The following is a 13,512-nucleotide window of genomic DNA, read 5'->3' on the forward strand; positions in this document are numbered from 1 at the left end:
AGGTACTGCGACCATCGCCCGGAGCGTGCCCCCGAGCCTTGAGATCCCGAAGCGGCCATCGTGCTTCCGGGGTTTAAAGCGTTGCGTGTTGGCGGGTTATGGTGGGGGTGCCGCAGCGTTCGGGGCGTCGGGCACGAGCGTGATCTCGACGCGGCGGTTCTTCGCCCGCCCGGCGTTGCTCTCATTGCTGGTGATGGGGTGTGTGTCGCCGTAGCCCTGGGTCGCAAACCGCGTGGCGGCGATGCCAGAGGCTTCGATGAGCCAGTCGCGTACCGCCCCCGCGCGTGCAATCGATAGCCTCAGATTGCTCTCAGGGTTGCCGACGTTGTCGGTATAGCCGGCCACCAGTACTCGCTTGTCCGGATGTGCTTTGATCATCTCGAGCGCACCGATCATCGCGCGGGTCGACCCCGGCTTGAGCTGGGCGTCGCCGCTGTCGAAGAGCGACATGCTGTCCAGCGTGATCACGGCCGGTGGAGGAGCGGGCGGCTGATACGAGGCGATCGCGTCGTTGAGCACGGGCATCAGCGTTGCCCCGCGGTACATGCCGAACGAGAGCCACATCGGAACCCCCGTGCGTGCGTAACGGTCGAGCTGGTCGCGATCGGTGACGAGTGCCTGCAAGGCGTCGCGCCGTGCGTTGTCGCGGTCGGAGGGAATCATGGAGAAGCGTCCAAGGTCGGCGCCGATGTGAGCGAGCAGCGCCTGGTTGTTCCTTGCCGCTCCCCAGATGGCCAGCGCGCCGGCGCAAGCGACGAGCGCCACCGCATGGGCGAGAGCCGCCCTGCGCGGCGACATCCACAGTCTGCGTGGCAGGGCTTCAAGCAACGGCTGCGGCAGTGGCCATGGGGTAGGGGACGCGGCCATTGACGGCGGCACGATGCGCGTCTGCGCCTCGACGTCGCGCGCCCATGGCGTACCCGGACCGCACGCCGGGCCGCAATCGATCCAGCCGGCGCCGAACAGGCGCCACGGTGTGGCCGGCTGTAGCCGGTCGGTTAGTACGTCGATCACGATTCGCTGCGTCCAGCCGATTGCCGCGGCAAGCGCCGCAGCGCGTGCCGCGGGCGGTGCATCGCCACGGGCTTGCTGGACTTCGCCTTCGGCGGCGCGTATGACATCTTCGAACCGCTGCGCGCCTGTGAGTTGGGTGGCCGATGACACGCCATACCACCGGGGTGGGCTTTCGGAGGCGGGGAAGGTCTTTCTTCCTTCGTTCGTTGCGAGGAGACTTCCTTCGTTCGTCAGGCGCTGGTATACCGCGACATAGGCAGGCAGCCTAGCCCCCAGCATGCGCGACGTGTCGCTCGCGGCCTGACGCGCGATACGCAGCATCTGCGTCAACGCGTCCTGGCTGGCGTGCAGGGCGGGTGCAATTGAAAGCACGATGCCGTCGGCGGCCCTTCCGTTGCGCCACTGCTTGACCGCCACGGCGAGCCGCGGCAGGTCCTGTGGACGGTTCACCCGCAGCCAGATCGCACCGTCGCCGACATGGGCGAGCCGTTCCTCGGCCGTCCGATTGAACAGTTGAGCCAGTGCGTCTCCGGTCACCAGTACGAGCGGCATGTGCGTGCGCAGGCTGACCGGCAGGTCGGCCGTCGTGGCGCCGAGTGCGGCCAGCACCGGGGCACTCTGATCGCGTGCGCGCGCGATCTGGCGCGAACGCAACGCCAGAAGCAAGCCGGTGAGCAGAATGATGACGACGGCTAGCGTCCACGCCAGGCCGCGGTTGACCGGCAACACGACGAAGATGACCGCGACCGCGAGTGCGGCCGCGAAGATCGCCATGGTGCGAAAGGGGTAACCGAGGCCCCCCATGGGGACCTCTTTCGACCAGAGGAACGGGGCGCGCAGATCCGACATCACGGCTTCGATGGCAGGTGCGTAGGCAGCAGGTTGGCAAGCTGCAGATCGAGCGCGTGGCCCCAGACCAGAGAGACGATCGCCGCAATCACGCAGCCAAGACTTGCGATCGCCCATGGTGAGATCCGGTAGAACCAATCGGCGAGCCGCCAGCCAGGACGATCGGCGATGAAGGTCCGCCTGTGGGCCGGACGCAGCTTCTCCAGTTGCGCGTCAAGCGAGGCGATCAATGCGGAACGCTTCGCTTCCCCTTCACGTGCGTACCGGCCCATGAAGTCGAGCCCGAGGATGGCCGAATAGCATTCGAGGAGATCGACGTTCGGCGGCACCTCGCGCATGCGCTCCGCCAGCCGGTCGAATACCCGGTCACCGGCATCATGCCGGCCATTGCGCTCGACCTGCAGCGGCCGCGCATCCCATTCGGGCTTGTCCTTGACCGGCAGATGCCGCAGCACGGTCTCGTCCAGCAGCCCGCACTGTGCATTGAGCGCGTCCTCGCGCACGTCGGCTGGGACGCCGCGCTGTTCGAGCGACGCCGAGAATGCCGTCATCAGTTGCTCGCAGCGCGTGCGCAGCGTCGACACCGCTTCGACGTTGCCACCCTGCGAAAGGGTCGTGACCTGTAGCGCCGTGTCGCGCAGCAGGTCGCGAATGCCGGCGCCCGGAGCGCGGCTTCCGGCAGACCGCTCGCCCGTCCGAGCCCCGATCTTCCAGGCGGATTTCCTTTGCGGCGGGGCGCTTCCATCGGGTCGTGGCGCTTCCTTCAGCGCGTTGGCAAATGTTGTCATGGTCGAAGCACCGCGTAGAGTTCGAGTGACGCCTCTGGGACCGCCGTCGGCAAGTAGATCTGGCAGGCGCGGGCGTCCAGCATCCGCGCGTGCGCCGGGTGGTTCGCGTCGAGTGCGAAATAGTGGTTGTCCAGACGCACGGGAATTGCAGCCGGCACGCGCTGAACCGCCTTGAGCGGAATGCCGGCGAGCGCGGAGTTGACGATGTGCTCGACATCGTCCGGTGCGCCGATCTTGCACAGTCGCGGCAACTGCTCGACCAGTTCGAACGGTGTCACTGCCGCGTTGACCGAGAGGTAATAGTCGGCGCCGGCGATGAGCCGTTCGTCCAAAAACTGCCCCGTCCATGTGGTCGGATTCTTGCGCGTCAGGCCGATCGAAATGACCCGCGACGGAATGATTGCGTCGAGCAGATCGCGGATCAACTTCTCGAGCTTCGCAAACGTCTCCTCGGCGCGCGCGTGATCGTAGGGCGGGATATCCGTGAGCTGCGCGCCGGTGGAGAACGTCATTAGCACACTCGCCAGTTGCGCCAGCGTCGTATAGAGGCGCTCGGGCGGCTGGCCCGGATGGGTGGCGAAGAACCGGAGCTGCGGCCAGTACGTGTGAATGGAGTGCAGCAGCCAGAACAGCGATACATCTGCCACGCCGTATTCGGCGACGTCCTCGATGCGCTCGCTTTTGCGTGCGCCCAGTGCGGCGCTTTTCGCCTGCAGGATGTCGGCGAGGCGGCCGACACGTTCGACATGCAGTGGATGGCTAACGAGCGTCAGGCAAGGCGGCACATAAAGAGGATCGAGCTGAAACTGACCGCTTGTGTTTCTCGTGAGACGCGCGATGGCGCACACCGTGTCGTCCGCGTGCGACTCGAAGTCGAACAGCAGCCGTACCGCATGGCGCTCGGCGGCAATCTCGGTTTCACCGGTGCCGTTCAGATCGGTCACCTTCACGAACTCCCGGTATGCACGCCGCGGTCGCGCGAGCGTCGTCTCATCGAAGCGGCAGTTGCTCCCCGTCGCGTTCACGAGCGGCAATGCTGCAAGGACGACAACCGTATGGCAATCGGCCGGCAGCCCTTGCCCTAGATCCCGCGCCGGTGGCAAAGCATCGCTGACCGAGGTGTCGATCAGCGTGCCATCCGGAAAGCGGAGCTTCAGGCTTGTCAGCTTCAGGCGCCGATTGACGAGTGCCTCCTCGTCGATACCGACGCCGAGCGTTCCCCACGGCTCGGCAATCGCGGCCGACGCGAACTGGCGATGCACGAAATCCGTCCATTTTTCCTGCTGCTGAAAATGCTGCTGGCTGAGGATGAGACCTTCGTGCCAAAGCGGTTTGTCGATCCGCATGGTGGGGTGTGCGCCGTGTTGTAGGGGGTAGGGATTGCGAATTTTATACGTCAGTTGGGCACTCGTATACCGTCAAAAATTACTTCGGTATACAAAACAACAGCCGTTTGGATTAATTGAGAGATTGGCGATGCGATAGGCATTTGTGCGTTGAATTTAAAGATGGGATTTTCAAAATGTGCCTGTGTGAAAGTGAGTGGGTAAAGTGGCAAGAGTCGCTTCTGATAAGGATTTTGAGCGAATCCTCGTGCGCAGGGAAGACCCAATATTTCATTGGAGTTTGCTTTAAAAAGATGGGGGATTGTCAACCAAAACGTCGGTCACAAATTTTGACATTCCTCCATTAAATGACCCTTTGACTTTATGTAGGACTACCGTGTTTAATGCAGGGCGGAATTGAGAAATGGCGGACGCCGCGTCGTGAGGAACACGTTCGGCGATACCCCTGCGATCATTGAGTCAAGGACTACCTATGGACAGCTTTCAGAGAGAAATTCCGAAGAGTCGAGTGTCAATCACACTGGATCTGCACACGGGCGGCGCCCAGAAGAAGGTCGAGTTGCCGCTCAAGCTGCTGGTGGCGGGAGACTTCAGCGCGAGCAACGAGCAGGCGCCGCTTGCGGAGCGCAAGAAGACCAACATCGACAAGAATAACTTCGACGCTGTCCTGTCGGACTATTCGCCTCAACTGAAGGTTACAGCAGCGAACACGCTTGTCGACGATGGCTCCGAGCTCCCGGTGTCGCTCAGCTTCCGCTCGATGAAGGACTTTGAACCGGAACAGGTCGCCCGCCAGATTCCCGAGCTGCAGGCCATGTTGGCCATGCGCAATCTGCTGCGCGACCTGAAGTCGAACCTGCTCGACAACGGCACCTTTCGCCGGGAGTTCGAGAAGATCCTGAAGGACAACGTGCTGTCCCGGCAACTGCGCGGCGAGCTTGCGCAGATCGCGACAGTGGCGACTCAGACTGAAGGCCATGCATAAGGCCAGATCCGCCTTTACTGCATCCCCGACAACGACCAACGCGAGTCCCAGCGGGTCCATAGCGATAGGAGCCAACATGTCACGTAACGAAGTCCAGCAAGGCGGCACGACCGAGACCGTCGTGCTGGAAAGTCACAGCGTCTACGAGTCATTGTGCAGCAAGATCAACCTGAGGCCCGTCGCAACGGCGCGCCCGCTTGAAGCGTTCCGCGATAACGACCTGCTTTCCGAATCGTCGGCCGACGAGCGGCTGGCGCGTGGAATGAGCGCATTCCTCGATCTGGTCGGCAGGGCCAGCAAGCCGGTGGACCGGCTCGACAAGTCGCTGCTCGACTTCCACATTGGTCAACTCGACCGGCAGATCGGGCGGCAACTCGATGCCGTCATGCATACGCCCGAATTTCAGGCGCTCGAAGGACGCTGGCGCGGTCTCAAGATGCTCGTGGGTCGCACGGACTTCCGCAAGAACACGCGTATTGAAGTGCTTGACGTGTCGAAGGAAGCACTCCTGCGCGACTTCGAAGACACGCCCGAGATCATCCAGAGCGGGCTGTACCGGCTCACGTATATCGAGGAATACGACACGCCGGGTGGTCAGCCGATCAGCGCGATGATCAGCGACTTCGAGTTCGCGAATTCCCCGCAGGACGTTTCGTTGCTGCGCAATATTTCGAAGGTCGCGGCGGCCGCTCATATGCCGTTCATCGGTTCGGTTGGTCCCGCCTTCTTCGGCAAGCGGTCGATGGAGGAAGTCGCTGCGATCCAGGATATTGGCAACTACTTCGATCGTGCTGAGTACATCAAGTGGAAGAGCTTCAGAGACACTGACGATGCCCGCTATGTTGGCCTGACAATGCCGCGTGTGCTGGGGCGTCTGCCGTACGGTAAGGGCACCACGCCGGTGCGTGCCTTTAACTATGAAGAGGCCGTGAAGGGTCCGGACCACGACCGCTATCTGTGGGTCAACGCGTCGTTCGCGTTTGCGGCCAACATGGTGCGCAGCTTCGTGAGCAACGGCTGGTGCGTGCAGATTCGCGGGCCGCAAGCGGGAGGCAAGGTCGAAGATCTGCCGGTTCACCTGTACGACCTCGGCACGGGCGCTCAACCGAAAATTCCGACGGAAGTGTTGATTCCGGAGACGCGCGAGTTCGAGTTTGCCAACCTCGGTTTTATTCCGCTGTCGTTCTATAAAAACCACGACTTCGCGTGCTTCTTTTCGGCCAGTTCGGCGCAAAAACCGGCGTTGTATGAGACCAAGGAGGCGACGGCGAATAGTCGCATCAATGCGCGCCTGCCGTACATCTTCCTGCTCTCGCGCATCGCTCATTACCTGAAGCTGATCCAGCGCGAGAACATTGGCACGACCAAGGATCGGCGTCTGCTTGAGCTTGAGTTGAATAGTTGGATTAAGGGGCTTGTGACGGAGATGAAAGATCCTGGCGATGAACTGCAGGCGTCCCATCCGCTGCGTGAGGCCAAGGTCACCGTCGAGGATATCGAGGACAACCCCGGTTTCTTCCGCATCAAGCTGTTCATCATCCCGCACTTCCAGGTGGAAGGGATGGACATTGGGCTGTCGTTGGTGTCACAGATGCCGAAGGCGAAAAGCTGAGCTGGCGTGGGTGATGTAGGTCGCTGGGGCGTGTTTGTGTTTGTGTTTGTGTTTGTGTTTGTGTGCGTCCTGGCTTTGTCATCGCTGGCGTGATACGTGTTTGTGGGAGTGGTTCATGGGGTCGATGGTTTTGCCGTCTCAGGCTTACGAGGTCAAGCTCGCGCCGCATCCGGCGCCGTTCTCGGTATTCAGGTTTGAAGGCGAGGAAGCGCTCAGCCGCCTGTACAGGTACGAGATCGAGTTCACGAGTCCTGTGGCTGATATCCCGATGGATCAGGTACTGGGTAGGCCCGCGAAGTTCATGATCGATCCCATTGATCCGGATGCCGACTATCTGCGCAGGATGTTTGGCGAGAACGCGGAGAAGTTCAGCGACAAGCCGCCGGCGTGTACGATCCACGGCATCGTGACGCAGTTCGATGAGCTGGAGACGTCGGTAGATGAGACGCGCTACAGGCTGGTGATCAGGCCGCGCACCGCTGACCTCGACCGCGCGACCACGAGCCGTCTGTTCCAGAAGCAGTCGGTGCAGGAGATCGTTACTGACACGTTGCGTCACTACGGCTTTCGCGAAGGCGTCGATTTCAGGTTCAACCTGCGGGCGAAGTACAAGCGCCACGAGTACATCACCCAGTACGACGAAACCACGTTCGCGTTCATCCAGCGCATCTGTGCCGATGAGGGTGTCTGGTTTCGGTTCGAACAGGCAAAGGACCGCGAGGTGATCGTCTTCGGTGACGACCTCGATGCTTACCTGCGCAATCAGCGCACCGTGCCGTTCCGGCGTGATGCCGGGCTGAACAGCGTCGGGGCCGAGGCCGTCAAGTCGCTCAGGCGTCACATGCAGCGTGTGCCTGAAGCGGTGCAGGTGAACGATTACAACCATCGTCGGGCGGACGTGTCGCTGCTTGTCGAAGAGAACGCGGTGCGCGATGACAGGACCACGAACGCCGTGGATTGCCGCTGGGGTGAGCACTACGAGACGCCGGAAGAAGGCAGGCGCATTGCCCGGCTTCGGCATGAGGCGCATCTGGCGCAGCAGGTCGCTTACACGGGCAAGGGCAACGCTTTTGCTATCGAAGCAGGCGAGGCACTTCGACTAGACCGCAATCCCGAGGACGCGCCGAATGGTCTATTTATCACCTCGGTTTCTTCAAGCGGTGGGCGGCGTGAAACGTATTCGAACACCTTCACCGCGATTCCGTCGGACCGTGTCTGGCGCACACCGGTCGATCCGTGGGCGCGGCCGGTCATCAGCGGCATCCTGCCGGCGCGTGTCACATCGCCCGGGGACTACACCCGCGCGTATCTGACACCGGAAGGCTGGTATGTGATCAAGCTGCCGTTCGACCTTGACGAATGGAGCCCGGGCGGCACCAGCCGACCCGTGCGCCTCGCGAAGCCGTACAGCGGTGACAACTACGGACACCACTTCCCGCTGATCGACGGGGCGGAAGTCGCGATCACCTTTACGCAGGGGAATCCGGACAGGCCCGTCATTATCGGCGCGATGCATGACAGCCTGCATCCGGATCTGGTGAACAACCTGAACCACACCCGGAACCTTATCCGCACCGCGGCGCAGAACGAGATGCGCATGGAGGACAAGGAAGGCAACGAGCATATCCACCTGACCACGCCGTTTCAGACCAGTGAGCTGAACCTTGGGCATATGGTCAACGGCGACCGCAAGGAGCGGGGGCAGGGGGCGGAGCTCACTACCGGCGGACATGTGGCTGTACGCGGCCCCAAGGGTGTGCTGATTACCGCTGACGCCCCCGATACAGCGGGCAAGCAACTGGACATGGAGGCCGCGACGGATCTGCTCGACCAGGCCCTCCAGCAGATGCAGTCGCTTGCCGAAGTCGCCTCGGCGGCGCAAGCGACCGCGGCTGACTACGACAAGCAGAAGGCACTGCTAAACGGCACGCTGGACGGGTTGAAGAAGGCTGGCGTTCTGGTGAGTGCACCGGAAGGCATCGGCCTGGTTTCCGGTGGTCACCTTCAGATGAGCGCTAACCAGAACCTCATCACAACGGCTGGCGGCAATGCTGACATAGGCGTGCTCAAGCGGTTCACCGTTGCTGCGGGCGAGGCTGTATCGCTATTCGCGCAGAAGCTCGGCATGAAGCTCTTCGCCGCGGAGGGCAAGGTGGAGATTCAGGCACAGGGCGATGAAATGGCGCTCGCTGCGCTGAAGGACATCACGATCACCAGCACGGAAGGAAGACTCATTCTGTATTCGCCTAAGGAAGTTTGGATCGGCGCAGGCGGATCGTTCATCAAGATCACGCCAGACAGCATTGTGAACGGCAGTCCTGGTGAAATTTTGGAGAAGTGCGCCTTTTGGGACAAGGTTGGAGCGACCTCCATGATGCGAGATACGAAGCTCGTGACACGACCTGACGTTTCGCTGCCCTCTGCGGGCGGATATGTCTTCTCCGAATGAATGGAAGCTCACGTGCCCAATTGCCCTGAAATCTCATCATGATCATTAGCCCGCCGTTTCTGCCTGCTGGATCAACATCCAGCGCTACTGCCGACGAAGACGCTATCTTTGTTAACAAATGTATGCCAACCGTTAGCAGCGCACACGGTGTTTCCGGACTGTTTCCACTCAGCTACAACTTGAGCTGGCATGGCGGTTCGCACGTTGGAGCTGTTATTGATGCCAGGTCGCTTCCTGTTCGAGCCATCGCCGATGGTGAATTGTGCTTTAAGCGCGCGCCGACGAAAAAACCTGCGGATCCTGCAGCGCTGACTGCTCATCCGCTCAACTACCGTGGGCAGTGGACAGACGACGGCGTGATCGTAATTAAGCACGACACTGAGATCGGCGAGGGTATCTCGGTCGTTTTCTACTCGATCTATATGCATCTTCGCGAGCTTTCAGTGACAGCCGATGTAGGCGGTCCGATATACCGAAAGGACGTACTGGGCAGGGCGGGGTCGATAAACGGCGCAACCGACCGCATTCACCTCGAAATTGTCGCAGATGAGGCGAACATGGGTCTCATGATGCCGGGACTCAAGAATAAATATGATCCGGCTCAAGCAGATGGAGACACGAAGCGTGTATGGGGTGACGTCTTTTTTTATCTGCCCGCGGGACAGCCGGTCTTTGCCGGCAATCCGCAGACGCCGGATGCACAAAGTTATACATTGACGGCAACGGACACGCCCGAACGCGTGGCCGCAAAATTCAACACGACGGTTGAGCGTCTTGCCGTTCTTAACAAAAAGAAAGTGGAACAATTCCCCACTTGGTTCAATTCGAAGCTGAGCCGTATAGCGCATCCCAAACCGCACCCCACTCCAGTGGATACGCAGATCACCGTGCCGCAAATCTACGATCGCAACGTTAGTTCGGAGGAAGACGATACGCCGAATCCAGTCCTTCACCCGGTGAGTCGGACTGGTAAAGCGCTAATTGTGGGGCTGCGTTTATATAAGGACAGCGTCACAACGACCTACTTGGCAAACGGTACGTTGCTAGGCTCAACTGCGCCGCAGATCGACGACGAATACAACCTTTACACCCAAGCAAAGGAGTTTTATCCAAACTGCGCGAGCGCGGGCTACGAATTGCTGCGCTTCGGGCGGATACTCGGTCCTGACGACTTACATACGAACGACACAGATACCGGTGGTTTTCACTCCAATTTCCGAAAGATTAGCTATGTGAATGCAGACGGACAGAGAGGTGAGGGGTGGGTGAACCTGTACGCGACAGACGTTCATGTCTTCAGCGAGGCAGACTTCGCACCAGCATTCGGTTGGACTCGCGTCGATGACGATACGAATGGCGATTCACGCTGCGACTCGAGTGTGGTTTATCAGCAGTTGATTGCCGGATGGTTGGCTACTCATCCCGATCAAATAGCTGCGGGTATCCGAGCGATCACAGCTTTGGGAAAACAGGTGGTTTTGGCGGCCAATCCCGACACTCAGACCAATATCACCACCGCCTTACAAACGTTAAAGCAAGTCCTTAGCACGGCTGATCTGACGAGCCTTCTACAAGACGCGTCCGTGCAAGAACGTCTAAGCAAGCTCGTGTGTCGATTTCCTAGCGAATGGGCATCCGATCATGTGGAGCAGAGATGGGGCTGGCTGAAAGTTCCTAAGTCGCCGGCTGCGAGCGACGCCGCCCAGTCGTCTGCCGCCACCCTTGATGCAGATCAATACGCGCAGTTCATCGCACACGTGCGAGCGTTGTGTTTTTGGGAAGTCGCTAGGGCGAATGGAAAGCTCGATCTGGACGCTAACCAGTGGCATATCGAACCACGGGAATTCATCAAGCAGTTTAGAAAGTGCGGGTGGTACAGCACGAACGAGTTGGCGCAACTGATACCGCGTCAACCCGCAGGGGTGACTTGGGCGACAGCCAGTGCGCGATTTGATACTTATAAGGTGTGGCTGAATAAATGCCTTAGAAAATACATTCTTCACCGACCAATTCGTCTCGCTCAGTTTTTGGCACAGGTATATACGGAAACAGGCTGCATGGGTACTGTCATAGAAGGTACCCTTGGCGCAGGGCATGACTACGCGTCTTTCTACGGAAGAGGCATCATGCAACTCACATGGGCGGGCAATTATTCGGATTATGGGAGGTTTCGAAATCTGCCACTGAATTTGTCCGGGACCTATCTCGACACGGGAAATCACCTCGACCCAATCTCCGCTACGTCGGTGCATGAGTGGCAAGGGCCAATAACGGATGCCAACGGCACGGTCCACCACGACAGACGGCAATGGGCGCCACGATACGACCCAGCGCTGATTGCGTCTGATCTCTTCAATGCTTGTGATAGCGGCGGTTTCTTTTGGGTCACCAAGCACTACACCGGACAAAGCAATATTAATCGGCTTGTGGACACAGGCTTCAATACTGACACTGTTGGTAAGACAAGCGTTCTTGTCAATGGTGGGGTCAACGGCTATAACGAGCGACAAGGCTACGCCGCTTACATTTTTCGTTTTCTTTCCGATATTCCTGACGGCGTTGCCACGCAAAATCTAAATTTCGTTGTGTATGGGATATATCTCGGTCGCTGGCTGACGCACGGTAACGAAACTAGAAACGTTAATTACGCCCCGCAACGTCCGCACTGACGTTTATAGTCAATCTGAATTTATGAAAAATTTTATATTCTCATCATTCGTCTTGATTTTTATATCGGCGACATCTTTGTTGGCTAATGATTCTCTCGCTTATGATGGTGAGGCACGTCCGGGGATTACTTCGAATGTATCTGGGTCAACATTTACTGAATGTAATTTCGATTTTAGCGATGAGGCGCACGTAACTCACCTATCGACGGAAGCGAACAAAAAACTCGCTTACGATAATTTATGCACGATATATCTTGAGTTCAATCTGCATGGGCATTACACCAATGCCGCCAGTGTTTGGGTAAGTATGCTCAGCGTAGATCAACTGGATGAAACGGCGGCATATAATGGGTTTTATCTGGATAAAAATAAGAATTGGAGATTTAAAGGAGCGCCTTTGCAAACTGGTTACTTGAAATTCAGGAAAATTTCGTTCAACCATATTCGGTGCATTGACGAAATTACGCTAATCGGTCGACAAAAGGAATTGGCGAAAGATCAATCCGGATCTCGGGGGATTTTTGACGGTATCAGGATTTTGCGTGTAACGCCAACCTACTTGGTATCAATGAATCTCTCTTTCGCATATCGCACACCAGTGGAAATGCAGGAGGCAATAACGAGAGATGTGATTAGTCTGGTCCAAAGTGTACATATTGTACCGAGGGAAAAATAACGAGTAAACAGCGACGTGCGCACGGCTTAATCTGCTCACATCGTGGAGCCTCAATGGAGTGGAAATGCCGACTGGTATAAAAAGTGAATTATTTGAACGTATTTATTATATTAATTGTTAGTTATTAACTTTTCCGAGTGCTTTGTCTATGAGTATAAGCGCGGCTCCACTTGCGTTCGAACGCAAGGGGGCGAAGATATCAGTTGATATGCCTGACTATATTGCTCTTCCGCGAGCCGGTGATGATCGATGCGTATTTTGGCGAAAAATCGATGATTCGGATTGTTGTGGATTTTATTTCGGAGGGGCATTGTGTGTTGGTAAAAATGACAAAAAAGACATTTAATTTTCAGGGTTTGTCTGACATCAACGAAGGCACGTGGGAAAAGTTGCTGGCCAAACGAACGGTTGTGGTTATGAATAATCCTGATCGATATATGAGGATCGATCAAGGTAATTGCAGGATTGAATTTTTATCGATGATATCCGAGGCGGAGTCGATCGAGAAATACAAAATATTACTCGCATCGAGCGTGAGATTTTCGAGGGTGGAGTTTGGGTGAACCTAAGTTTTTTCGATTCCATATAAAAATCTGACTCGAAAAGGGCAATTGAAATTATTGAATCTGTCAAGGTGCTTGGCGGTTTCGATGTGGATGTCAAAAGGCACTGGCAGTCATGATCTGGACTAAAGCTATCAGAGATATAACTATTTCATGCGGCCGCTTTATCGAAATGCGAACACGTTTTCAGTAATGAGGTAATAAATGATCGATCTTATACGTTTTGGTGATGATACTGACCACGGTGGAAAGGTAATCAGCGCTTCGCAAAGTATGCGTTTCGACGGACAACTCGTCGCCCGCAAAGGCGATGAAGTTTCGTGTCCGATACACGACATTCAGCCGAACTTGATCATCGAAGGCGATGAGGAGATGCAAGACGACGGCGTTCCTATCGCTCGACACGGACACCGGGCGATGTGTGGCTGTCGTTTGATCTCCAGCCTGCGCTAGAAAACATGCCAGTGCAATTGCCTCCCCCAAACACAGACGAACTACCGCCCCGCCCGCCGCGACCTGTTATCTGGGCGGTGTGCTTCGCTGTATTCATACTCGTTGGTG

Annotated in this window: 10 protein-coding genes; 7 read left to right on the top strand and 3 right to left on the bottom strand. The window is 57.7% G+C overall.

The features are described 5' to 3' along the window. Positions 1–96: 96 nt before the first annotated feature. From P3T42_RS35385 to tssK, 3 genes are read right to left on the bottom strand one after another with little or no spacing between them, the layout of a single operon-like run. Positions 97–1,863, bottom strand: a complete 1,767-nt coding sequence (locus P3T42_RS35385) for an OmpA family protein (protein ID WP_429308626.1) — start codon at positions 1,861–1,863, stop codon at positions 97–99. Next, on the bottom strand, positions 1,863–2,651 hold the full coding sequence (locus P3T42_RS35390; RefSeq protein WP_429308627.1) for a DotU family type IV/VI secretion system protein: 789 nt from the start codon (positions 2,649–2,651) through the stop codon (positions 1,863–1,865). The genes P3T42_RS35385 and P3T42_RS35390 overlap by 1 nt, the downstream gene beginning before the upstream one ends. Then, complete coding sequence (tssK, locus tag P3T42_RS35395) at positions 2,648–3,997, bottom strand: type VI secretion system baseplate subunit TssK (protein ID WP_429308628.1); 1,350 nt, start codon at positions 3,995–3,997, stop codon at positions 2,648–2,650. Before tssK ends, P3T42_RS35390 begins: the two co-directional genes overlap by 4 nt. Positions 3,998–4,469: 472 nt before the next feature. Here tssK and tssB point away from each other — a divergent pair, with 472 nt between their 5' ends. The 7 genes from tssB to P3T42_RS35430 all read left to right on the top strand — a co-directional run bounded on the left by tssB (position 4,470) and on the right by P3T42_RS35430 (position 13,404). Further along, positions 4,470–4,982 carry a type VI secretion system contractile sheath small subunit gene (gene tssB / locus P3T42_RS35400; protein ID WP_429308629.1) on the top strand — a complete coding sequence of 171 codons (513 nt, stop codon included), beginning with the start codon at positions 4,470–4,472 and terminating at the stop codon, positions 4,980–4,982. Between the two features lie 76 nt (positions 4,983–5,058). Next, positions 5,059–6,594: a type VI secretion system contractile sheath large subunit gene (gene tssC, locus P3T42_RS35405; protein ID WP_429308630.1), complete on the top strand. Its 1,536-nt coding sequence runs from the start codon at positions 5,059–5,061 to the stop codon at positions 6,592–6,594. Between the two features lie 115 nt (positions 6,595–6,709). Further along, positions 6,710–9,043 carry a type VI secretion system Vgr family protein gene (locus P3T42_RS35410; RefSeq protein WP_429308631.1) on the top strand — a complete coding sequence of 778 codons (2,334 nt, stop codon included), beginning with the start codon at positions 6,710–6,712 and terminating at the stop codon, positions 9,041–9,043. A gap of 38 nt (positions 9,044–9,081) precedes the next feature. Beyond that, the gene (locus P3T42_RS35415; protein WP_429308632.1) at positions 9,082–11,712 is read left to right on the top strand and encodes a hypothetical protein; all 2,631 of its coding nucleotides are present in this window, start codon (positions 9,082–9,084) and stop codon (positions 11,710–11,712) included. 22 nt (positions 11,713–11,734) lie between these two features. Continuing rightward, a complete protein-coding gene (locus tag P3T42_RS35420) occupies positions 11,735–12,388 on the top strand; it encodes a hypothetical protein (protein ID WP_429308633.1) in 654 nt (217 codons plus the stop codon). Positions 12,389–12,630: 242 nt separating this feature from the next. Beyond that, positions 12,631–12,951 (top strand): hypothetical protein, encoded by a 321-nt coding sequence (locus P3T42_RS35425; RefSeq protein WP_429308634.1) that lies wholly within the window; start codon positions 12,631–12,633, stop codon positions 12,949–12,951. 204 nt (positions 12,952–13,155) lie between these two features. Then, positions 13,156–13,404, top strand: coding sequence for a PAAR domain-containing protein (locus P3T42_RS35430; protein ID WP_429308635.1), 249 nt, complete (start codon positions 13,156–13,158; stop codon positions 13,402–13,404). Positions 13,405–13,512: the final 108 nt, after the last annotated feature.

Source organism: Paraburkholderia sp. GAS38, assembly GCF_050434965.1.
Taxonomy (GTDB): Bacteria; Pseudomonadota; Gammaproteobacteria; order Burkholderiales; family Burkholderiaceae; genus Paraburkholderia; species Paraburkholderia phenazinium_A.

Excerpts from the sequence above, each read along its gene's own strand:
- P3T42_RS35385 (WP_429308626.1), bottom strand. The coding sequence starts at position 1,863 with ATGTCGGATCTGCGCGCCCCGTTCCTCTGGTCGAAAGAGGTCCCCATG.
- P3T42_RS35390 (WP_429308627.1), bottom strand. The coding sequence starts at position 2,651 with ATGACAACATTTGCCAACGCGCTGAAGGAAGCGCCACGACCCGATGGA.
- tssK (WP_429308628.1), bottom strand. The coding sequence starts at position 3,997 with ATGCGGATCGACAAACCGCTTTGGCACGAAGGTCTCATCCTCAGCCAG.
- tssB (WP_429308629.1), top strand. The coding sequence starts at position 4,470 with ATGGACAGCTTTCAGAGAGAAATTCCGAAGAGTCGAGTGTCAATCACA.
- tssC (WP_429308630.1), top strand. The coding sequence starts at position 5,059 with ATGTCACGTAACGAAGTCCAGCAAGGCGGCACGACCGAGACCGTCGTG.
- P3T42_RS35410 (WP_429308631.1), top strand. The coding sequence starts at position 6,710 with ATGGGGTCGATGGTTTTGCCGTCTCAGGCTTACGAGGTCAAGCTCGCG.
- P3T42_RS35415 (WP_429308632.1), top strand. The coding sequence starts at position 9,082 with ATGATCATTAGCCCGCCGTTTCTGCCTGCTGGATCAACATCCAGCGCT.
- P3T42_RS35420 (WP_429308633.1), top strand. The coding sequence starts at position 11,735 with ATGAAAAATTTTATATTCTCATCATTCGTCTTGATTTTTATATCGGCG.
- P3T42_RS35425 (WP_429308634.1), top strand. The coding sequence starts at position 12,631 with ATGATCGATGCGTATTTTGGCGAAAAATCGATGATTCGGATTGTTGTG.
- P3T42_RS35430 (WP_429308635.1), top strand. The coding sequence starts at position 13,156 with ATGATCGATCTTATACGTTTTGGTGATGATACTGACCACGGTGGAAAG.